Raw genomic sequence first — 22,026 nt, forward strand, 5'->3', positions numbered from 1 at the left:
AAGCGAAGCGAGGGTGGTGTCAGCGGAGAAATTCATGACCTTGCAAACTTCCGCCCAGCCTAGCGTCGGCGGCGCTGGACCTTGCGAACCTTTTTGCCTTTGGCCTTGGCGCGGCCCAATTTGCGCTTGGGCGGCTTGCCGCGACGGCGGTCTGGTCCCTTGCTCGGCATCGCGCCGTCGATTTCGATCAATTCGAACAACAGGCCGCCGGTGACAGGCACGGCTTCGGCTATGCGGACGGTCACGATCTGGCCGAGCACAATTTCACGGCCCGTATCAGCACCGCGCAGGGATGTCGTGTCAGGGTCATAATGGAAATACTCATTACCCAATTCGCGCATGGGAACGAGGCCATCTGCACCTGTTTCGTCGAGCTTCACGAAGACCCCAAAGCGCGCGATGCCTGAGATGCGGCCAGTCATTTCACTGCCGACACGTTCCGACAGGTAGGCGGCAAGGTAGCGATCCGTTGTATCACGTTCCGCGAGCATTGAGCGGCGTTCCGTGTCGCTGATATGGGCGGCGGTGGCCTCGAGCCGTTCAACGTCGTCCGGGCCAAGTCCATCATCGCCCCAACCGTGCGCCAAAATCAGCGACCGGTGCACGATCAGGTCGGAATAGCGCCGGATCGGGGATGTGAAATGCGCATAATTTGCCAGGGCGAGGCCGAAATGCCCGAAGTTTTCGGGGCTGTAATATGCCTGCGTCATGGACCGAAGTGTCGTCAGGTTTATCATCTCGGCATGGTCTGTTCCTGCCGCGGCATTCAGCAGAGTGTTCAGGTGACGGGTTTGCAGGACCTGTCCTTTGGCCAGTGTTAAACCGATGGACCCCGCCGTTTCGCGCAGGGCTTCCAGTTTCTCGGGGCTGGGTTCCTCATGAACCCGGAACAGCAAAGGTGAGCGTTTCGCGATCAGCGTTTCAGCCGCGCAGACATTGGCCAGAACCATGAACTCTTCGATCAGCTTGTGCGCGTCGAAGCGGTCCCGGAAGTTGACCGACGTGACCCGGCCATCATCTGCCAGCTCGATGCGGCGTTCCGGTAGGTCGAGGTCCAGCGGTTGACGCGCCTCCCGCGCGGTTTTTAGCGCCGCATAGGCCGCAAAGAGCGGTTTGAGAACATCATCGACCAAGGGCGCAGCGCGTTCGGTTGGGTCGCCGTCAACCGCGGCCTGCGCCTCTTCATAGGACAGGGACGCAGGCGAACGCATGAGCCCGCGCTTGAACTCATGGCGAAGTTTCTGGCCATGCGTGTCGATTGTGATTTTCACAGCAAGGCAGGGGCGCGTGACACCTTCGTGCAGGGAACAGAGATCCCCTGACAGACGGTCAGGCAACATCGGCACAACACGGTCAGGGAAATACGTCGAGTTCCCTCGTTTTCGGGCCTCGCGATCCAGCGCAGAACCGGGGCGAACGTAGTGGGCGACATCGGCGATGGCGACCCACAGGTGGAAGCCGCCGGGGTTCTTGACGTCCTCATCCGGGATGGCGCAACAGGCGTCATCGTGGTCGCGGGCATCTGCCGGGTCAATGGTGATCAACGGCAGGTCGGTCAGGTCTGTGCGCTTGGCTTTGGGTGCAGGTTTTGCGGCGTCAGCTTGGGCGATGACATCGTCTGGGAAGTCATCGGGGATGCCATGTTGGTGGATGGCAATCAGGGATACGGCCTTGGGCGCGCTTGGGTCCCCCAGCCGTGCCACGATACGTGCCTTGGGCAGCCCCATGCGCGCCTTCGGACCAGATTGCTCGGCCTCGATCAGTTCGCCGTCTTTGGCTCCGTGGGTTGCCCCTGCGGGAACCATCCATTCAAGGTTGGACTTTTTGTCGATGGGTACCACGCGTCCGCCCTCGGCACCTTTGCGAAAGACGCCAAGGATTCGGCGTGGATTTGTGCCGATGCGACGGATCAAGCGACCTTCGTAATGGTGCTCTTCGCCTTTGACCTCCTGCAGGCGCGCAAGGATCCGGTCGCCTTCACCCAATGCAGGATCAGAGGCACGCGGGATCAACAGGACGCGTGGCTCTGGACCGTCGCCTTCCCACTCCATCGGGCGGGCCATGAGGTCACCATCCGAAGTCGGCGCAGTCACCTGCAGAACCGAAACCGGCGGTAAGCGGTCCGGGTCGCGATAAGTCTTTTTGCGCTTCTCAAGGTGACCTTCGGCCTCAAGCTCTTTCAGAAGGCGCTTTAGGTCAATTCGCGCCGCGCCCTTGATGCCAAAGGCCTTTGCGATGTCCCGTTTCGAGGCGCGGGTGGGGTTTTCTGAAATCCACTCAAGGACCTCGTCACGGGAAGGGAGCTTTGCCATGGGCAACGGCTAGCATAGGGTGCGAGGCGCAGGAAGTGGCAGCGCGCAGTTGGTGCGCGGGACCTCGGAGAATTGAGTGTGCCGCTTGCGAGCCGAGGCGCCGGATCAAGGCCGGGGCCTGTCTCTACTGCGGTAAATCCGTCACTTCATCCACGTCGCGCAATTCATCAACCAAAGCGATGCGCAGGCCCGGTAGGCTCACGCGGGTATCTGCGAGCGCGTGTTCGGTGGACCAACGCACGCCATCAAACAGGGTAGCAGGCACGGCAGCCACCCGCTTCAAACCGATCAGCCAATAGCCCCCATCCGGCGCGGGGCCGAACACGGCATCCGACGAGCCAAGCGCACGAAAGGCGCGCGCAACTTCCTGTGGCCCGATGCCGGGAATGTCCGCCCCAACAATGCACACCGGTCCCGGCGGCATCGAACGGAAGACACGCGCCATGCGGTCGCCAAGATCGCCAGCCCCCTGCGGCATACGCGGCAAATGTTCAGGCCAGATGCGGCTCTCCATGCCTTCGCGATCAGGCGCTACCGCCAGAACAAGGTCCCAGCGTGGATCTTCTAGCCGACGGATCAGGCGACGGGTCTGATGGCGAAACCACCATGCTGCGGCCGTCATCCCAATCGAACGCCCCAACCGGGTTTTGACACGGCCCGGATGCGGCTCTTTCAACATGACAACAAGGTAAGGACGTCTCACAGCCCAAGTTCCATCATGCGATGGTCGATGCCCGCGTCGTCAAAGACTTCGCCATAGGCGCGGTAGCCAAGCCGTTCGTAAAAGCCCAAGGCCGACAATTGCGCGCCAAGTATCGCGCGCGTCGCGCCGGACATGCGCGCCATCTCGTGGCAGGCCTCGATCAAAGCCACGCCTGCACCGGAGCCGCGGGCATCCGGCAGCACGCAGACCCGACCGATCTTGGCAGTGGTGCCAAATGGCAGAACCCGTGCAGTGCCAATGGGCTCACCATCCAGATGCGCGATGACGTGCAGGGCCTCGCCATCTTTGCCGTCCCTCTCATCGGCCGCTGACACACCTTGCTCTTCGATAAAGACAATGCGGCGCAGGTCCTGACAGGTGGCGATGTCATCAGTTGGTGCGACGGTCAGATTCACGAAAAATAGTCCTGAAGGATGCGGGTATAGATCGACTTCAATTGATGGATCTGGGCGACTTCGACCCGTTCATCGACCTGATGCATGGTCTTCCCGACGAGGCCGAATTCAACCACCGGACAGTGATCTTTGACAAAGCGCGCGTCCGAGGTTCCGCCACTGGTCGACAGTTCCGGGACCTGATTGGTTTCCGTCTGGACCGCCCGCGCGACCATGTCGGAAAAATCCCCCGGTGGTGTCAGAAAGCTTTCGCCAGATACCTTCACCTGCATGTCGATCGACACGCCGTATTCGGCGGCGGCTGAATCGACCAGACCTTGCATCCATTCGGTCAAGGACGCTCCGGAATGGGAATCGTTGAACCGGATATTTACCGTCGCGCGGCATTCGGCTGGGATGACATTCGTAGCCGGGTTGCCGGTGTCCACCGTCACAATCGCAAGCGTAGACGGATCGAAATGCTCGGTTCCCTCATCCAGCGTGTGCGACGCCATTTGGTCCATCAATCGGACCAAAGCAGGCAGCGGATTATTGGCGCGGTGCGGATAGGCCGAGTGCCCTTGAACGCCGGTCACCGTGAAGAACGCTGTCATGGACCCGCGCCGCCCGATCTTCATCATCTCGCCCATGTGATTTGGGCTTGTCGGTTCGCCGACAAGGCAAACGGACATCTGTTCGCTTTCAGCGTCCATCCAATCCAGAAGGGCTGTGGTGCCGTCATAGGCGTCGCCCTCTTCGTCGCCGGTAATGGTAAGGATCACAGAGCCGTCTGGCGGCGTCTGCGATACGAAATCAATCGCGGCGGCTGCGAAGGCGGCAACGCCCGATTTCATATCTGTAGAACCGCGTCCATAGAGGAAACCGTCGATCACTTCGGCACCAAATGGGTCAACGGTCCATGCAGCAGCATCGCCAATCGGCACGACATCCGTATGCCCGTTGAACCCGAAAGTTCGCGCATGACCCTTTTCGCCCCACCGCGCAAAGAGGTTGGAGACCCCGCCCCGATCCACCCGACGGCACAGGAACCCGGCAGCGCCCAGCATCTCTTGCAAGAGTTCAAGCGCGCCGCCTTCTTCGGGTGTCACGGATGGGCACCTCACAAGCGCAGCGGTCAGGGCTTCGGGGTCAACGGGTGAGCGAAAAGCAAGGTCTGTCATGCAAGTGTTTTCGGGCAAGGATGCAACAGCCTCAAGCCCCTTACGCGCAACTCCCGCCAAAATTGCACAATGTTCTTTGCAACTGTGACGATATCTCGTACCTTGATCGTGATGGCGAAAAATCGCCACGAAAATAAAAAATATGCCTGAGGCGGGCACGGATCGAGCAGGTCCACTAGTTTTTTCAGATGCGTAACGTGCGGGCTCCGCGCGTCATTTGTCTGTGTTTGCCTAAGGACGACACGAGGCAGACATGGTTCAGGCATCTGAACTTTCGATCAATGAGGGCGCAAATGCGACCGCCATGGCGAATGCCATGTTCGGAGATGGCGTGCAGGTCATCGACGCCGATTACTTTGGCGACAACCGAAGCTCGGGTATCTTTTCGGGCGGCGACAACACTTCGCCGGGCGTGGTGCCCAGCGATACAGGCGTTATCCTGTCGACCGGTCGGGTCCGCGATTTCACCAACTCAAGCGGTCAATCGAACCAGTCAAACAGCCGTTCGGGAAACACGCAGGGCGAAAACAACAACGCCGACTTCAACGCCGCTGCAGGCCGCAGCACCTATGATGCGTCCTACCTAGACATCGACTTTATCCCCGACGGCGATACGATGACGATGCAGTTCGTCTTCGCATCGGACGAATACCCCGAATACATCAACTCGGTTTACAACGACGTTTTCGGTGTTTGGATCAACGGCACTTACGTGAACGCCACGCCCGGCAATGGGCAAACCTCGGTCACAAACATCAACTCGGTGAACACGCAGAACCTGTACGTGGATAACACGCAGGATCAGTACAACACCGAGATGGATGGTTTCACCATCACGATGACGCTGACCATTCCCGTGAATGATGGCGATCTGAACACCATCCGGATCGGCATCGCCGATGCCTCGGACAGTTCTTATGACAGTAGCGTCCTGATCGCGGGCGACTCGATCCAAACACGGGTCATCGCAGATGATGACAGCATGGATATCTTCGCCGACCAGACCAAGGTTCTGGACGTCCTGGCGAATGACACGATGCCAAACGGCGCGACGCTGACGATCACACATATCAACGGCAACGCTGTTTCGATTGATCCAAACACGGGTCTGCCCAATTCGGTCACGTTGTCGACTGGTGAAACAGTTACGTTGAACCCCGATGGCACGCTGTCGATTACAGCCGACAGCGATCTTGGCGACACGCTGTTCACCTACACGATGTCCGACGGGACCAACTCGGACACCGGCTATGTCACCCTGTCGACAATTCCCTGTTTTGTAGCTGGGACCCTGATCCTGACGGAAAACGGTGAAATTCCGGTCGAAACGCTCAACATCGACGATCTTGTGGTAACGCATGATGACGGGCTGCAACCTGTGCGCTGGATCGGCACGCGGACCATTCCCGCCGAAGGCGGTTTTGCCCCGATCCACATTGCTGAGGACGCGCTGGGCAAGCACCGCGAACTGATGGTGTCTCCGCAACACAGGGTGCTGATCCGCGACAGCCTCGCGCAACTCTTGTTCGGCGAAGAAGAGGTGCTGGTCGCTGCCAAGGATTTGGTAAACGACCGATCCATCCGCCGCCTTGAAGGCGGTGAAGTCACCTATGTCCACGTCATGTTCGACCGCCACCAGGTTGTCTTTTCCGAAGGGCTGGCGACCGAAAGCTTTCTTCCGGGTCCTCAGACGAGGGACTGTTTTGATGCCGCAGTGATGGCCGAGATCTGTGCGATCTTTCCAGAACTCGATCCGGTGACGGGTCAGGGTTACGGGCCAGCTGCGCGTCGCACATTGCGCAAGTACGAAGCGCAAGTTTTGCTGTCAGCGTAGGGGCAAGTATGGGCTGGATCGGACTGTGTGACAGGATAGGAGCGGAATTCGATTTTGGCGGCCTGCCTCAGCTGGGCTCGAAGACGTCCGCAGCAGCATACCTGAACCGCCCCAAGACACCGCTTGCGACACGCGGCACGCTCATGCTCGAAGCCGAAATCCCGCATTTTACCGTGCGGCGGCGGTTGCTGGATTTTGAAGGTCAAACCCGCAATGGCGCAGGCCGGTCCTGTTTTGAAATCATCATCAAGATGCACACCAACGCGCAGCTAGAGGTGACATTACGCGTCGACGATCAGTCTTGGACCCGGCGGCTGAACGCTGACATTCGCGAACAGGGCCACACCGTTCGCGTCTCTTATGCATGGGACGCGGCAAGCCGGGCAGCCGTTCTCGGCCTTTATCAACCCGGAACGGGGCATTTGGATCAGGTTCTGATCCCCGCGCCACGTCCCATTCCCTGGGACGATCTGTCCGATCTGGTCCAAGGACGTCACTCGACCACCATCGAACCCGGCGTCGAATTTATCGCGCTGTCCGACCAGTTCGAGGCCATGGGCCCGATGCCGTCGATCACAGGACATACAATTCTACAGACTTTGAGTGGCCCAAAGCCGATTTCAAAGGTGACACCGCAGGACGCCATCCAGTTGGAAGATGGTCGATACGCCCAGCCGTTGCGCCTATTGCGCCGGATGCTTCCCGCGCGCGGAAGCCTTGCACCTTTGCGGGTGTGTGCGCCCTATTTCGGGCTCAAGCGTGATTTCGAAGTCAGTTTCGCCGCACATCTTTTGATGGCGGGCTCGGACGTGGAATACCTTCTTGGGTCCGAAGCGGTTCTTGCGCGGGCTGCACATCTTTTGGATGGGCGCTGCGTGACGCACGGGGCTGAGCGCACGCTCGTGCCGTACTATCAGGTGGTCTTCGACACCGTCGAAGTCATGCAAGGCCCCGTCGGCATCCAAAGCATGATCCTGCCCACCGCGTCCCCTAACAGCCTGACAGCCTCCACCACCCTTTTGGCGGACCTGCCTGATGGGCTGGCATTCGACCACGGAGATCTGCCGTTTCCGATGGCGCGGCGCTATGAGATGGTAACGCTGAACGCCGCACGGGCAGCATAAACAAACCGCCTAGTGACGCTTTGGTGCGTCTTCGTAAAACGGGGTCATTTGGGCGATGATCACACTGTTTTCGTCCAGCGCACGCTGCATCAGACCTTTTTCATCGTCGCTGATGTCGTGGCCTTCGGCCAAGCGTTCCTCCAGCGTACCATATCCCGACACATCCAGCGGAGCGAGGTCGGCTTGTTTCAGGATGGCAACAGTCTCGCGGACGGCCTCAGCCTCATCCACGCCAGACGCATAGGCCATAAGCGCCGCCCCGGTTGATCCGTCAGGCAATCCATCCCCCTGTTTGCGGCCCACTTCGATGAGCAGGGTGTAAACGGAATGCGGTCTCTTGGTCTTTTCGGGCATCGGTTTGGACTATTTTCCTTGCGTCACGCTGATTTCAGCAAGTGGGACCCTAGTCAGGCTCGCACAAACCTGCCATGGAAAATACCACTTTGCGCCAATGGACCCTGCGCAAATGTGTTTGGTGGGGCATGGGTCCGGATATCAGAGGCAAATATGGGTCGTTTCTTTGGAGCGGGACGTGTTTTGTGGCTTATCAGCCTGCTGATGTGGCCAACAATTGGCATGGGCCAAAGCGATGCCTTGACCATCACGACCGTGTCCCGCGCGCCGTTTTCCATGCCAACAGCTGATGGTGGGCATACGGGTTTTTCCATCGAGTTGTTTTCTGAAATCGCAGCCGAGTTAGAGCGCGACGTTGTGTTTGATCGCAGGGATACCTTTTCCGACATGCTTGCCGCGGTTCAAAGCGGCACAGTCGAAGGGGCCGTCGCCAATATCTCGATCACCTCCGAGCGCGAAGCGGTCATGGATTTCTCGCAGCCGATTTTCCGAAGCGGCCTGCGGATCATGGTGCCTTTCTCCGAAGACCAAAGCGGGATCGCAGCTGCGCTGTTCACCCGGCAAATCGCGACTGTTGTACTGGCGGCGCTTGGCCTCTTGTTCGTTGTTGGCATGGTGATGTGGGTCGTTGAACGCAACAAACAGCCCTATTTCGACCGCCCGTTCAAGCAGGCGCTCTTTCCATCCTTCTGGTGGGCGCTGAACCTTGTGGTCAACGGCGGGTTCGAAGAGCGCGTACCGCAAAGCGCCATCGGTCGAGTCTTCTCCGTGATCCTCGTAGTGTCATCTCTTTTCATCGTGTCGATCTTTGTGGCCCAGATTACGGCAGCAACAACGGTTCAGGCATTGCAATCGTCGATCAACGACATCGACGATCTGAACGGCAAACGCGTGGGCACGATCCAAGGCGCAACCGCCGCCGCATTCCTGCAGAACGCGGATGTCCCATTTATCGCGTATGATGGTCTGGAACCGCTGATCGAAGCATTTGAAGCAAACACGCTCGACGCAGTGATCTTTGATGCCCCCATCCTTGCCTACTACACACAGCAAGAAGGTGCCGGGATCGGCAAACTCACAGGCAGGCTCTACCGGCCAGAGAACTATGGTATCGCGCTGCCGACTGGCTCACCCCTTTTGGATGAGATCAATCAGGCATTGCTGAGATTGCGTGAAAACGGAACCTACGACGCGCTTCAACTCAAATGGTTCGGCGCGCCGTAGGGGGCTGGTTGCGAGGCCTGACTTAGTCGCGCAGCAACTCGTTGATCCCGGTCTTGGAACGGGTGCGTTCGTCCACGCGCTTCACGATCACCGCGCAATACAGGTTGATGCCGTTCTTGGACGGCATGGACCCTGCAACGACGACTGAATATGGCGGCACTTCGCCATACATGACCTCGCCGGTTTCACGGTCCACGATCTTGGTCGATTGGCCGATAAAGACGCCCATGCCAAGGACGGAGCCTTCGCGCACGATGCAGCCTTCGACGACTTCAGAGCGCGCGCCGATGAAGCAATTGTCTTCGATGATGGTTGGTCCAGCCTGCATGGGTTCCAGAACCCCGCCAATGCCGACACCGCCTGACAGGTGAACGTTCTTGCCGATTTGCGCGCAGGAGCCAACGGTCGCCCAAGTATCGACCATCGTGCCTTCGTCAACATAGGCACCGAGGTTCACGAAAGATGGCATCAGCACCACGCCTGGCGCGATAAAGGCCGATTTACGCACGACACAGTTCGGCACTGCGCGGAAGCCGGCAGCCTTCCACTGATTGTCGCCCCAGCCTTTGAATTTGCTGTCGACCTTGTCCCACCAGCCGCCGCCTTGCGGGCCACCGTCCTGCAGTTCCATGTCTTTGATGCGGAAACCCAAGAGCACGGCTTTCTTCGCCCACTGGTTCACGTGCCAGCTACCGTCGTCCTGCTTTTCAGCAACACGCAGCGATCCGCTGTCCAATGCGTTCAGCGTATCCTCGATCGCCTCCCGCGTTTCACCCGCTGTAGCGGATGTGATCGTATCACGTGCCTCCCATGCGGCTTCGATAGCAGTCTCAAGCTGTTCATTCGACATTTTCGCGATCCCGGTTTTGCTTCAGCGGCTGCGCTATACCTTTGCGCCGCGAGATACTCAATCGTACCATATTTTTATTGCTCGCACTTTGACACTTACGCACCAACCGAGCTTTCGACTGGAGCGAAATACCTATGGCTATTGCATCCGAACTGCCAATTAACACGACCGCCTCAGCCAAAGACATGGCAGAAGCCATGTTCGGAAATGGGATCAAGATTATTGATGCCAGCTACACCGGCGCAGCATCGGCGTCGGGCATATACTCGGATGCGGACGCAACAATCCCAGGTGTGGCGCCATCAGATACGGGTGTGATTCTATCGACTGGCAAAGCCGAAGACATCACCAACTCGTCGGGCGACGCCAACTCCGCATCAGACACCTCGACGGATCACGGCCTTGCTGGCGACTCAGACCTAAACGAAATCGCCGGCAGCAAAACCTATGACGCGGCCGTCTTCGAAGCCAAGTTCATCCCTGAGGGTGAGACCCTCACGATGCAAATCACCTTTTCCTCGGAAGAGTACCTTGAATACGTCAACGCCGGATTCAACGACGCCGTTGGGGTCTTTGTGAACGGCGTTAAGGCGGAACTGGCCATTGGTGATGGCGACATCACGATCAACAACATCAACACCGGCAGCAACGAAAACCTTTATCTGGACAACCCTGCCAACACAGACCCATTCAACACCGAGATGGATGGCCTGACGGTCACCTTGACCCTGAAAGCGCCGGTCGAAGCAGGGGCTGAAAACACGATCAAAATCGCCATCGCCGATGGAGGCGACGGGATTTACGATTCCAATCTTTTGATCGCCGGGGATTCTATCCAGACCGCCCTGATTGCCGAAGATGACGATTTCGAAATTGTCGGAAACACGACGGAAACGTTTGATGTCCTGGACAACGACGCGACAAGTGCTGGTGGCACGCTGACAATCACTGCCATCAACGGTCAGCCTGTTAAGGCGGGCCAATCCGTCGAACTGCCCACCGGTGAAATCATCACGCTAAATGATGACGGCACCCTCAGCATCAAAGCCACGGATGAAGCGGGTACAGATGTATTCTCGTATTTGGTCGAGGACGAGAACGGGAATACAGACACGGCCTTCGTCAATCTGACGACGACTGCACCCTGTTTTACACGCGGAACCATGATCGCGACCATGCGTGGCGAAATTCCGGTCGAGGCGTTGAAACCCGGGGATGCCGTCTTCACCCGAGACAACGGCATGCAGGTTCTGCGTTGGACCGGGCAGTCGGTTCGCCCCCGTGAAGGCGCCAATGCGCCCGTGCGGATCGCCGCAAATAGCTTGGGTCACGAACACCCATCCCTGGAGGTGTCTCAACAGCACCGCTTGCTAATTCAGAATCCAGAAGCCGAATTGTACTTTGGCACCTCCGAAGTACTGGTGAAGGCAAAGGATTTGCTGGGACGACCCGGCGTGACCTTGGCTGAGGGGCCCGGAGACGTGTGTTACTTGCACCTGCTGTTTGACCGTCACGAAGTGATCTTGGCCGACGGCGTCTTTTCCGAGAGCTACCATCCGGGTCAACAGACCCTGAACAGCTTTGATGCCGGAACGCGCGAGGAGGTCCTTCGCCTTTTCCCTGATTGCGACCCGGCAACCGGCACAGGATACGGTCCTACAGCACGCCCAGTCTTGCGCAGCTTCGAGGCAAGCCTCGTGGCCTGATGGCCCGCAGCCCAGCAGGACAACCGCACAAACCGGCCTGAATTTCCCCCTTGCGCCCCACGCCTGCATCGTCAGTCTGAGCGCCCAGGATTTTCAGGAGATTTACTCGTGGCCGCAGCCAAGACACGCCTTCATTCCCTGCGTTCGTCGCACGAAGATCGGGAAACCGCACGGCACATTCCCGACACCCCGCAGACGCGATCACCAGCATATCGCCTGGCCTTTGCAGATGACGACTTTCTGTGCCGGGATGAGTTGCGCCCTGTTCGGCTTCAGCTGGAGCTGTTGAAACCCGAAATGCTTCTTGACGAGGCAGGGGTCAGGTCGACGATTGTCCTCTTCGGAGGCGCCCGCATTCCGTCGCCGGACAAGAAAGATACCGCGCGGACCAAGACGCTTGCTGAGTTGAGCAGCTTCTACGAAGAGGCCCGCAAGTTTGCCCACCTGATGACAAAGCGCTCGCTCGAAACCGGCGGGAGCGACGACGTGATCGTGACCGGCGGTGGCCCCGGTGTGATGGAAGCCGGCAATCGCGGCGCGATGGAGGCCGGTGGCCGCTCAATCGGGCTGAACATTGTCTTGCCGCACGAGCAAGCGCCAAACGCTTATGTGACGCCCGAGCTGGCGTTCAACTTCCACTACTTTGCGCTGCGCAAGATGCACTTCCTTCTGCGTGCACGGGCGATCACCGTGTTTCCGGGCGGCTTTGGCACCATGGACGAGATGTTCGAGGCGCTGACCTTGATCCAGACACAGCGGATGGAGCGTGTCCCGTTCCTTCTGTTCGGGCGGGCGTTTTGGGAAAAGATCATCAACTGGGATGCCTTGTGTGACGCCGGCACGATCTCACCGGAGGACCTTGATCTGTTCAAGTTCGTGGAAACCGCGGATGAGGCCATGCAGATCATCGATACGTTCAAGGACTAACGGCAAAGACCTGCGCAGCCGTGGAACCTGATGGGGTGTGGTGCGTTTCGGCCATCGAACGCCCACAAACCGAAGGAGTGTCCAATGGCCCGCGCAGGAACGAATGGCAAAGCCAAACCAGACGACCTGAACCACGAAATCGCGGCTCTTCGCCAAGATGTCGAAGCCCTCACACAAGCTTTGACCGATATGGGCGAGGAAAAGGTGCAGGACATCACGCGCCGCGCGCAGGACATGGGTCGCAAAGTTAGCAACGGCGCCTCTGACATGGCCGTCCATACGGCTGAGGCTGTGCAGGCCGGGGCCAGCAATGCCCAGCGCATGGCCCGCGAGAACCCCGGCGCAACACTCGGGATCGCGGCGGGTCTTGGGTTCTTGATCGGTTACATGACAGCGCGCCGCTAATGTCGGTATTCCGTCACAAATTGGAGCGCGCCATGAAACGTGGCGCGCTTGGTGCTATTGGGGCCCTGTGCATCCTGACAGGCCTTGGCTTTTTGACATGGGTTGGCTTTCAGTCACTTGCCGACATGTACGGCATCATCCCAAGCGGATTGATCTTTGGCCTGAGCTATCTGTGCCTCGGTCTGGGCCTCATGGTCTTGGCCAAGCCCGAAACACGGGATGATACATCACATGAACGCACACCGGCTGACGACATGACAGCTCTGATCACCGCTTTTGTAGATGGGCTTTCGAAAGGCCGCGCAGCGCGAAAACCGGACTAATCGGCCAAACAGGTTAGAGGATGCGGGACATCGGACATACCCGCTTGCGGTGCGGCAGAGTCACCAGAAAACCGCCGACGATATCATATCCCTTCATCGCCAGACGCCGCCCAAGATCATGGATACTGCGCGCCTCGCGGACATCCTTCGAGAGCAATTGAGTGATATGCAGGATCGTCGCCGGATCAGCCTCTTCTGCGAGAGACGTAGACTTGGTGAACGACATCGGCGACCTCCTGCTTGGACACATGAATATCGTGCCCGACGGCCGATGGAGATTTCGTTAATTTAGAGTGCTGCAGCCTCTACAGCGGCCCTCAAGCCATCAAGTACGTGGACCATCGCCAATGTATCCAGCTCGCAATAGGCCAGCATATCCGCCCGCAACTGCGCGCGTTCTTTGCCCTCATCCATGTGGATCAACCTGACCCAGGCGGACATGGCGTCATCACCATTGGCTACGGGTAGGTCATCATAGCTTAGTCCGGACGACATGACCGGCAGGATCTTCTTGATCGAGGCAGAGCCTTGGAAACGGGCATCCACATAGTCGGATTTGAACGGCTCCATCAGGTCAACGGTCCTTTCGATGACGCCATTCAGAAATGCCGCGTGTTCGGGAAACATCGTGGCCATTCGCTTGTTTTGACCGTTTTCATAGGTCTTGGACCAAACAATCACATTACCTTCGGGTCCGATGTGCTGTGCAAGGCCGGCGACCAAGTCCCGCGGCAGTGCGGGCGTTTCACCAAGGTATTCAAAATGGCGCGGCTCCGCGCCGTGCGCATCCTGAACATGCAAGGAGTATTGAAAGGCGATTTGCTGATAGGCGTGCGCCCCATCAATCATCGGGATCGCAGAACCGAGCGCCTCATAATCGAGATAGTGCAGCGGATAGGTCAGCCCGCTTAGGAAGCGGCGCAGGTTCCCTAGGTTCATCTGCGGCTCACCGGTCCGGAACGCCTTCAAAAAGACCCTTTGGTTTGCGGTGATGTCTTCCGGGTCGACGTCACTTAGGTCCAAAATGCCTTGCTCGCGAAACCGGGCGATTGTCCCGGGATTGGCACGCGGCAGGTCATAGATGGATGCCTCTGGAACCGTCGGATTGAAATGTCGGAAGGCCACGCAATGCTTCTTTTTCGTTAGCTCGACACAGGTGCATCCTTCCTCATCAATGCTGCGCTCTTCCAGCAAGGCAAGGGCATTATCGATATGGCGCCTCAATTCGGCTTCAAGTGCGGTCACATCCCCTGTCACGTCGGCCACGACAAAGGCCATGGCAGGGTCGACATCACCCGTTCGGACATAATCTTTATTGACGTGAACGATGTGGATTTGGCCAACCGTGTGGCCGGCCTCTTCTGCAACGATCTTCTGAAAAGCTGCGTCCTGAATATGTTTAGGCTTAACGCTGCCGCTCGCCTTGACTTCGTAGACGTCCATAACGCCGTCCACGACCCGGGTCAGATCGGTGCGTGCATAAAGACCGCGGTCGGTTTCGAACTCTTGCTGACTCTGGAAACCAGCCTGCCTGAGGAATTCCTCCTCGACCAAGGCCTCGAACCCGTATCCTTCGGCGACCAGACGTGCGTTGGGTTGCGACGGGTCATGCGGCGGCATCCGCTCAGGTGCCTTACGCGCAAGCCAGAACGTCTTTTCGCAATGCAGATAATCGGCAATGTCGGATTTCGTGAAACGCATGAGCCTATCCCTCGTGACAGGGTCAGCCTTTCAGCAAATCACACGTTCGGCAATCAAAGCCCGGCTTCGGCGGCAATCTGCGCCTTGGTCTTGCGCGCCCGCTCGGTCGCCGATTTCAACTGGCCACAGGCCGCCATGATGTCTTCGCCGCGCGGTGTGCGGATCGGCGATGCATAGCCTGCCTTGTGAACGATATCGGCAAAGCGTTCGATGCGGTCCCAATCGCTCCGCTCATAGGGCGCGCCCGGCCACGGGTTGAACGGGATCAGGTTGATCTTGGCGGGGATGCCCTTGATGAGTTTGATCAGACGCCGCGCATCTTCGTCGGTGTCATTCACATCCTTCAGCATCACATATTCAAACGTGATACGTTCGCTGTTCGACACCTTGGGGTATTCCCGCAAGGCATCGAGAAGCACTTCGATGTTGTACTTCTTATTGATCGGAACAAGCTTGTCGCGAACCTCATCGGTCGTTGCGTGGAACGAAACGGCCAGCAGACAGCCGATTTCCTCAGCCGTTTTTGCAATCTCTGGAACGATACCAGATGTCGACAGCGTGATCCGGCGGCGGCTGAGAGAAATACCCTCAGGGTCCATCGCGATCTTCATCGCGTCGCGCACGTTTTCAAAGTTATAGAGCGGCTCGCCCATGCCCATCAGTACGATGTTCGAGAGCAGACGCGGGCCAGATTCGCCCGTGCCGACGCCGGGTTCGGGCCATTCACCCAGATCATCGCGCGCAAGCATGACCTGACCGATGATCTCACCGGCCGTCAGGTTACGCACCAGTTTCTGAGTACCCGTGTGGCAAAACGAACAGGTCAGCGTGCAACCCACCTGCGAAGAGATACACAGCGTCCCACGATCCGATTCCGGGATATAGACAACCTCAACTTCATGACCGCCCGCGATCCGCACGAGGTACTTGCGCGTGCCATCGGCGCTGACCTGCTTTGACACGATCTCTGGCAGTTCGATGACGAACCGCTCAGCCAATTGCGCGCGGTAGGCTTTGGCGAGGTTTGTCATCTCGGCAAAGTCGCGCACGCCCCATTGGTAGATCCACTGCCAAACCTGATTGACGCGCATCTTGACCTGCTTTTCCGGGGTCCCGGCCTCAAGCAGCGCGTCTTTCAGTTGCGCACGTGTCATACCGACAAGGTTCACTGGCCCCTCAGGCAATTTTCGAGGGATCGTCAGCAGGTCTTGTGTGATCGGCGCAGTGGCTTCGCTTGGGGCGGTCATGGCTCATCCTCAGCCAACAAATGATAAGGCAAGCCGTGCATATACGCGACTTGCCTTGATGTTTCCAGTGGTGCGCGGATTAGCTCGCGCAGCGTTTCTCGGCGTCCTCCACAGCAGCGGTAAAGCCCAGTAGGCTGAACGTATCCTTTGTGGTTGTCCCGCGTGAGGACACACCAGTCACGACAGCTTGCGACCCGCGCTTCATCGCGGTCACGATCTTGGCGTCGTCGGACGGTGTCGCCGCCCATGCCCATTCACCCTCTGTGAAGAGTTCAAACTCAGTCCCGTCGACATTCATATTAACGGTCGAGCCTTCGCGGAACGGATAGCCACCTGTGAAATTCAGTTGTCCCGATACATTTGCGCTTGGGCGGTAGAACACCATCAGCAATATCTCACCACGGCGAGCGGCGACAACGCGGCCATCACGGGTGTTCACGGTTTCCTTGGGCGCGGACACACCCCAGCATTCTGTGGGATCAGATTCGGCAAAGACGCTCCAGTCCGTCTTGGCCGCCACGCGGTTCGTGCTCTCTTGAGCTGCAGCCGATGTCGCACAGACAAGCGACAGAGCCACTGTTACCAAAAATCGTTTCATGACGCATTGCCTCGTGTATCGTCTCGCGGGGCCGTGTCTCTTGAGGACATTGAACTGGCCTTGCGGTTCATTGCTCGTTATGGGCGATTGATACGCGGGATCATGCCACGGGATCAAGTCAACGGCCAAGCCCGAGACGACCGCAAAAGCACCTCAAGCGATCACATCCGCGAAATCTTGCCGGGAGGACGACAATGGACATCGGAGCACCCCTCATCGAATTGACCCGCGGCGGACGCGTCGAGAGCGTGCATTATGGTCATATCGCGGTCTGCAATGCAGCCGGAGAGGTCATTGCCGGAGCCGGAGACCCGACGCAGATCATCTATCCCCGATCCTCGGCCAAGATGATCCAAGCCGTGCCCCTCGCGCTGCGTTTTCCTGACACCGATACCGAACGGCTGGCGCTGGCCTGTGCGTCCCATAGTGGTGAGGTCAGGCATACAACCCGCGTCGAACGCTGGCTTTCCGAACTGGGTCTCGGCGAGACAGATCTGCGCTGTGGCGCGCCTGAACCTCTTGGAAAAGGTGCGCGAAAGGAACTGATCCGGCAGGGCAAAACCCCGTGCCAATTGCATTCTGATTGCTCCGGCAAACACGCCGGGTTTCTGACCGTCACGCGCGATCTGGGCGCGGATATGGAGTATCTTGAGATCGACCATCCGGTTCAGGTCGCCGTGAAAGAGCATTTCGAAGACCTGACAGACGAGGCGTCGCCGGGATGGGGTATCGATGGCTGCTCAGCGCCGAACCATGCAACGTCGGTTCAGGGGTTGGCACGGGCGATGGCGGCTTTTGCCAATGCGGATGACAGCACCGCGCGCGGACGTGCCATGCTCAGCCTGCGGCAGGCCATGATCAAACATCCGGACATGGTCGCAGGTGCCGGACGGGCTTGCACGGAACTGATGCGCGCCGCACCGGGCGTCGCGTTGAAGACAGGGGCAGAGGCGGTGTTTGTAGGTATCCTGCCGGAGAAAGGGTTGGGCGTCGCTCTCAAGATTGCAGATGGCAGCGTTCGCGCAGCCGAAGCTGCGATTGCCCATGTCTTGGTCCAGCTGGGTCTTTTGGACCCAGCACACCCGGACGCGCTCAAACGCGTTGGCGCGCCGCTGCGCAATTTCCGTGACCTGCCAGTGGGCGAGACGCGCGCGGCCTTCAGCCTGAACTGAGCTTAATCGTCGACGAAGTCCGCTTTCGCGTAACCTTGTAGGTACAGGAGAGCTGTCAGGTCGCCGTGGTTGACGCGCACTGGGCACTCTTCCTGAACCGAAGGTTTCGCATGCAGGGCCACGCCCAAACCGGCAAGGCCAAGCATGCCCAGATCATTGGCACCGTCGCCAACGGCCAGCGCGTGTTCGGGCCCCACACCGAGCCGTGCCGTCACATCTTTGAGCGCATCGACCTTGGCTTCGCGCCCAAGAATCGGCCGTTCGACATCACCAGCCAGCACGTCACCGTCAACGATCAGAACATTGGCGCGCGTTTCATCAAAGCCCATCGCACCGCCCACGCGTTCCGTAAAGAAGGTGAATCCACCCGACACCAGAGCCGCGTAGGCCTTGTTCGCGCGCATCGTAGAGACAAGCGTCTTGCCACCCGGCATAAAGGTGATCTGGCGATCAAAGACCTCTTGAAGAGCGACAACAGGCAGACCCTTGATCAGGCCTACGCGTTCCAACATCGCCTCTTCGAAATCCAACTTTCCGTCCATGGCCCGCGCGGTGATCTCGGCGACCTTGTCACCAATGCCAGCATAGGCCGCCATCTCATCGATGCATTCCTGCTGGATCATGGTGCTGTCCATGTCGGCAATCAGGATGCGTTTGCGCCGCAATTCGCGCGGGACGACATTCAAATCGACACCCTGCCCCTGCAGGTCCTCCCACACGGCGCGGTAGTTGCCGGGCACACGATCGATCGGAAATTCTGCCGCCTCACCTTCGGAGAGCCAAAGGATCTCACCCCCACCCCACGCATTGCGCAGCGCCTCGGGCATAGCAGCCTCAAGCGCGCCGGGTTTGGCAATCAGAATGGCGGTGTACATGGGCGCGGTCCTTTTTAATTGGGGAGGCGGTTACCGTAACGCGACAGCGGTTGCCAGTTTGTCGTCGGTGACCGACTGCAACAGAGGGTGACTCAACGGCTGGTCAAGGAACCCAAGTTTCCGATCCACTCCATGGTTCATGATCATTATGCACTTTTGGCCTGTTGCGACTCCCAGCACTCCCCCGTAAACGCGGCGGTGGGACACCTCTCCCCAACGAGAGGCGCATATCTGTAAGGGTAACACCGATGGCACAAACTGCTCCGGCTGCGCGGCCGGCAAACCCGCGTTTTTCCTCTGGCCCCTGCGCCAAACCCCCCACATGGACTCTTGATGCTCTGAGCGATGCCGCACTTGGCCGTTCGCACCGTGCCGCCGTGGGCAAGACAAAACTGAAGGACGCGATCGAGACGACCCGTGAGATCCTCGGCGTTCCGGGTGACTACAAAATCGGCATCGTACCAGCCTCTGACACCGGCGCATATGAAATGGCCATGTGGTCCATGCTGGGTGAACGCCCGGTTGAGATGGTCGCTTGGGAAAGCTTTGGCGCTGGCTGGGTAACAGACGCAGTCAAACAGCTGAAGATCGACGCAACTGTTCACACAGCCGAATACGGCGATATCGTCGATATGGCTGCGCTGAACTATGACAACGACGTCTGCTTTACATGGAACGGCACCACATCCGGCGTGCGCGTCCCAACGGGCGACGTGATCCCCGCCGACCGCGAAGGCCTGACTTTGTGCGACGCGACCTCAGCAGCCTTCGCCATGGACCTGCCTTGGGACAAACTCGATGTCACGACGTTCTCCTGGCAGAAGGTGTTGGGCGGTGAAGCTGCCCATGGCGTCCTGATCTTGTCGCCGCGCGCTGTCGCGCGTCTGGAAAGCTACACGCCAGCATGGCCGCTACCCAAGATCTTCCGCCTGACCAAAGGTGGCAAATTGATCGACGGAATCTTCACCGGTGCCACGATCAACACGCCGTCGATGCTGTGCGTCGAAGACTACCTGTTTGCCCTGAACTGGTCGAAAGAGGTCGGTGGCCTCAAGGGCCTCGTTGCACGCTCCGAAGCCAACGCGAAAGCCGTCTGGGATTTCTGCGACGCCCGCGACTGGATCGCGAACCTCGCGAATGATCCGGCAACACGCTCGACCACCTCGGTTTGCCTCAAGTTCACCGATGACCGCATCACTGATGGGGCTGCCTTTGCCAAGGCTGTCGCAAAACGGCTGGAGGTCGAAGGTATCGCACTCGACATCGGGGCCTATCGCGACGCGCCAGCAGGCCTGCGCATCTGGTGTGGATCGACGGTCGAGACCGCAGACATCGAAGCGATGCTGCCTTGGCTCGACTACGCGTTCCACGCCGAAATCGAAGCGCTCGCCGAAGCTGCCTGATCTCAGGGGTGCGCGATGCGCACCCTACCCCCCATTCCGTAGGATGCGCATCGCGCACCGACCCCGAAGGACATGACAATGCCCAAAGTACTCGTCTCTGACAAACTGTCTGAAACCGCCGTCGACATCTTCCGCCAGCGCGGGATCGAAGTCGATTTTGAACCCAACCTTGGCAAGGACAAGGACGCCCTGCTTGCCAAGATCGGGGAATATGATGGCCTTGCCATCCGCTCGGCCACTAAAGCGACGGAAAAAATCATCGCCGCCGCTGACAACCTCAAGGTCATCGGTCGCGCCGGGATCGGCACCGACAACATCGACAAAGATGCCGCCTCGAAGAAAGGCATCATCGTCATGAACACGCCCTTCGGCAACATGACGACAACAGCCGAGCACGCCATCGCGATGATGTTCGCCGTCGCGCGCCAAATCCCCGAGGCCTCTGCGTCGACCCACGCCGGCAAATGGGAAAAATCCAAATTCATGGGCGTCGAACTGACCGGCAAAACGCTCGGCGTCATCGGTGCGGGCAACATCGGTGGCATCGTTTGCGACCGTGCGCGCGGTCTGAAGATGAAGGTCATCGCGTTCGACCCGTTCCTGTCCGAGGAAAAAGCCGACAAGATGGGCGTTGAAAAGGTCGAGCTGGAGGACCTGCTGAAGCGCGCCGACTTTATCACGCTCCACGTTCCAAAGACCGAGCAAACCGCCAACATGATCACCGCAGAGCGCATCGCGATGATGAAAAAAGGCGTGCGCATCATCAACTGTGCCCGGGGCGGTCTGGTCGACGAAGAGGCGCTGGCAGAGGCGCTGAAATCCGGCCACGTCGCTGGCGCGGCGTTTGACGTGTTCGCGGTTGAACCCGCCACGGAAAGCCCGCTCTTCAACCTGCCGAATGTCGTCGTGACCCCGCACCTGGGTGCGGCCACAACCGAAGCGCAGGAAAACGTCGCGCTACAAGTGGCCGAGCAGATGTCGAACTACTTGCTCGACGGCGCGGTGGAAAACGCCCTGAACATGCCATCCATGACGGCCGAAGAAGCCAAAGTCATGGGGCCTTGGGTCAAACTGGCCAGCCATTTGGGTAACTTCGTCGGTCAGATGACGGACGAGCCGATCAAGGCGATCAACATCCTCTATGACGGCACGGTCGCCAACATGAACCTGCCTGCACTGAACTGCGCCGTGATCGCAGGGATCATGAAGCGCGTGAACCCGGACGTGAACATGGTGTCGGCCCCCGTGATCGCAGCCGAACGCGGCATCAACATTTCGACCACCAATCAGGCCAAGACAGGCGTCTTTGACGGTTACATCAAGGTGACAGTGGTCACGGCAGAGCGTGAACGCTCTGTGGCAGGCACCTGCTTCTCCGACGGCAAGCCGCGCTTCATCCAGATCAAAGGCATCAACATCGACGCCGAGGTTGGCCAGCACATGCTCTACACCACCAACGAAGATGTGCCCGGCATCATCGGCACGTTGGGGCAGACCATGGGCGACAATGGCGTGAACATCGCGAACTTTACTCTTGGCCGGTCCGAAGTGGGCGGCGAAGCCATCGCGCTTTTGTATATCGACCACGCAGTCTCCGATCAGGCGATTGAGGCACTTCGGAAGACCGAAATGTTCGGTCAGGTCGCACGGCTGGAGTTCGACGTCGCCTAATCACACACAAAAGGGGCAGGC

At 58.8% G+C, this 22,026-nt stretch carries 21 protein-coding genes; 10 read left to right on the forward strand and 11 right to left on the reverse strand.

The features are described 5' to 3' along the window. Positions 1-59: 59 nt before the first annotated feature. The 4 genes from rnr to dapE form a co-directional block, all read right to left on the reverse strand. Entirely contained in the window at positions 60-2,312 is a 2,253-nt protein-coding gene (rnr, locus tag FE702_RS11425; protein WP_147126435.1) for a ribonuclease R, read from the reverse strand. 124 nt (positions 2,313-2,436) lie between these two features. Continuing rightward, complete coding sequence (locus FE702_RS11430) at positions 2,437-2,991, reverse strand: TIGR04282 family arsenosugar biosynthesis glycosyltransferase (RefSeq protein WP_147126823.1); 555 nt, start codon at positions 2,989-2,991, stop codon at positions 2,437-2,439. 20 nt (positions 2,992-3,011) lie between these two features. Beyond that, the gene (locus FE702_RS11435) at positions 3,012-3,431 is read right to left on the reverse strand and encodes a GNAT family N-acetyltransferase (protein ID WP_147126436.1); all 420 of its coding nucleotides are present in this window, start codon (positions 3,429-3,431) and stop codon (positions 3,012-3,014) included. Next, a complete protein-coding gene (dapE, locus tag FE702_RS11440) occupies positions 3,428-4,591 on the reverse strand; it encodes a succinyl-diaminopimelate desuccinylase (protein ID WP_147126437.1) in 1,164 nt (387 codons plus the stop codon). Before dapE ends, FE702_RS11435 begins: the two co-directional genes overlap by 4 nt. 253 nt (positions 4,592-4,844) lie before the next feature. Here dapE and FE702_RS11445 point away from each other — a divergent pair, with 253 nt between their 5' ends. Continuing rightward, entirely contained in the window at positions 4,845-6,425 is a 1,581-nt protein-coding gene (locus FE702_RS11445) for a Hint domain-containing protein (protein WP_147126438.1), read from the forward strand. An 8-nt stretch (positions 6,426-6,433) separates the two neighbouring features. Then, on the forward strand, positions 6,434-7,549 hold the full coding sequence (locus tag FE702_RS11450) for a Hint domain-containing protein (protein ID WP_147126439.1): 1,116 nt from the start codon (positions 6,434-6,436) through the stop codon (positions 7,547-7,549). 9 nt (positions 7,550-7,558) lie between these two features. Here FE702_RS11450 and FE702_RS11455 read toward each other — a convergent pair whose 3' ends face one another. Then, complete coding sequence (locus tag FE702_RS11455) at positions 7,559-7,903, reverse strand: hypothetical protein (protein ID WP_147126440.1); 345 nt, start codon at positions 7,901-7,903, stop codon at positions 7,559-7,561. Positions 7,904-8,056: 153 nt separating this feature from the next. Here FE702_RS11455 and FE702_RS11460 point away from each other — a divergent pair, with 153 nt between their 5' ends. After that, positions 8,057-9,127 carry a transporter substrate-binding domain-containing protein gene (locus FE702_RS11460; protein ID WP_147126441.1) on the forward strand — a complete coding sequence of 357 codons (1,071 nt, stop codon included), beginning with the start codon at positions 8,057-8,059 and terminating at the stop codon, positions 9,125-9,127. 22 nt (positions 9,128-9,149) lie between these two features. On the opposite strand, the gene dapD is transcribed toward FE702_RS11460, so the two are convergent. Beyond that, the gene (gene dapD, locus FE702_RS11465; RefSeq protein WP_147126442.1) at positions 9,150-9,977 is read right to left on the reverse strand and encodes a 2,3,4,5-tetrahydropyridine-2,6-dicarboxylate N-succinyltransferase; all 828 of its coding nucleotides are present in this window, start codon (positions 9,975-9,977) and stop codon (positions 9,150-9,152) included. Between the two features lie 134 nt (positions 9,978-10,111). Here dapD and FE702_RS11470 point away from each other — a divergent pair, with 134 nt between their 5' ends. The 4 genes from FE702_RS11470 to FE702_RS11485 all read left to right on the forward strand — a co-directional run bounded on the left by FE702_RS11470 (position 10,112) and on the right by FE702_RS11485 (position 13,338). After that, positions 10,112-11,683, forward strand: coding sequence for a choice-of-anchor L domain-containing protein (locus tag FE702_RS11470; protein ID WP_147126443.1), 1,572 nt, complete (start codon positions 10,112-10,114; stop codon positions 11,681-11,683). A gap of 108 nt (positions 11,684-11,791) precedes the next feature. After that, the gene (locus FE702_RS11475) at positions 11,792-12,610 is read left to right on the forward strand and encodes an LOG family protein (protein ID WP_147126444.1); all 819 of its coding nucleotides are present in this window, start codon (positions 11,792-11,794) and stop codon (positions 12,608-12,610) included. A gap of 84 nt (positions 12,611-12,694) precedes the next feature. Continuing rightward, positions 12,695-13,015, forward strand: coding sequence for an ElaB/YgaM/YqjD family protein (locus tag FE702_RS11480; RefSeq protein WP_186827064.1), 321 nt, complete (start codon positions 12,695-12,697; stop codon positions 13,013-13,015). A gap of 32 nt (positions 13,016-13,047) precedes the next feature. Next, complete coding sequence (locus FE702_RS11485; RefSeq protein WP_147126446.1) at positions 13,048-13,338, forward strand: hypothetical protein; 291 nt, start codon at positions 13,048-13,050, stop codon at positions 13,336-13,338. Positions 13,339-13,351: 13 nt separating this feature from the next. On the opposite strand, the gene FE702_RS11490 is transcribed toward FE702_RS11485, so the two are convergent. The 4 genes from FE702_RS11490 to FE702_RS11505 form a co-directional block, all read right to left on the reverse strand. Beyond that, positions 13,352-13,564, reverse strand: coding sequence for a hypothetical protein (locus tag FE702_RS11490; protein ID WP_147126447.1), 213 nt, complete (start codon positions 13,562-13,564; stop codon positions 13,352-13,354). Positions 13,565-13,626: 62 nt separating this feature from the next. Next, on the reverse strand, positions 13,627-15,039 hold the full coding sequence (locus FE702_RS11495; RefSeq protein WP_147126448.1) for a DUF2779 domain-containing protein: 1,413 nt from the start codon (positions 15,037-15,039) through the stop codon (positions 13,627-13,629). A 53-nt stretch (positions 15,040-15,092) separates the two neighbouring features. After that, positions 15,093-16,286: a dual-specificity RNA methyltransferase RlmN gene (gene rlmN / locus FE702_RS11500; protein WP_147126449.1), complete on the reverse strand. Its 1,194-nt coding sequence runs from the start codon at positions 16,284-16,286 to the stop codon at positions 15,093-15,095. Between the two features lie 79 nt (positions 16,287-16,365). Continuing rightward, entirely contained in the window at positions 16,366-16,884 is a 519-nt protein-coding gene (locus tag FE702_RS11505; RefSeq protein WP_147126450.1) for an invasion associated locus B family protein, read from the reverse strand. Between the two features lie 194 nt (positions 16,885-17,078). Here FE702_RS11505 and FE702_RS11510 point away from each other — a divergent pair, with 194 nt between their 5' ends. After that, the gene (locus FE702_RS11510; RefSeq protein WP_147126451.1) at positions 17,079-18,056 is read left to right on the forward strand and encodes an asparaginase; all 978 of its coding nucleotides are present in this window, start codon (positions 17,079-17,081) and stop codon (positions 18,054-18,056) included. Positions 18,057-18,058: 2 nt separating this feature from the next. On the opposite strand, the gene serB is transcribed toward FE702_RS11510, so the two are convergent. Further along, positions 18,059-18,931 carry a phosphoserine phosphatase SerB gene (serB, locus tag FE702_RS11515; RefSeq protein ID WP_147126452.1) on the reverse strand — a complete coding sequence of 291 codons (873 nt, stop codon included), beginning with the start codon at positions 18,929-18,931 and terminating at the stop codon, positions 18,059-18,061. A 248-nt stretch (positions 18,932-19,179) separates the two neighbouring features. Between serB and FE702_RS11520 the strand changes: the two genes are divergently transcribed. Together FE702_RS11520 and serA are read left to right on the forward strand one after the other, a co-directional pair. Continuing rightward, positions 19,180-20,334: a phosphoserine transaminase gene (locus tag FE702_RS11520; RefSeq protein WP_147126453.1), complete on the forward strand. Its 1,155-nt coding sequence runs from the start codon at positions 19,180-19,182 to the stop codon at positions 20,332-20,334. Positions 20,335-20,412: 78 nt separating this feature from the next. Then, positions 20,413-22,005 (forward strand): phosphoglycerate dehydrogenase, encoded by a 1,593-nt coding sequence (gene serA / locus FE702_RS11525; RefSeq protein ID WP_147126454.1) that lies wholly within the window; start codon positions 20,413-20,415, stop codon positions 22,003-22,005. Positions 22,006-22,026: the final 21 nt, after the last annotated feature.

This window comes from Shimia ponticola (assembly GCF_007995215.1).
Lineage (GTDB): Bacteria > Pseudomonadota > Alphaproteobacteria > Rhodobacterales > Rhodobacteraceae > Shimia_B > Shimia_B ponticola.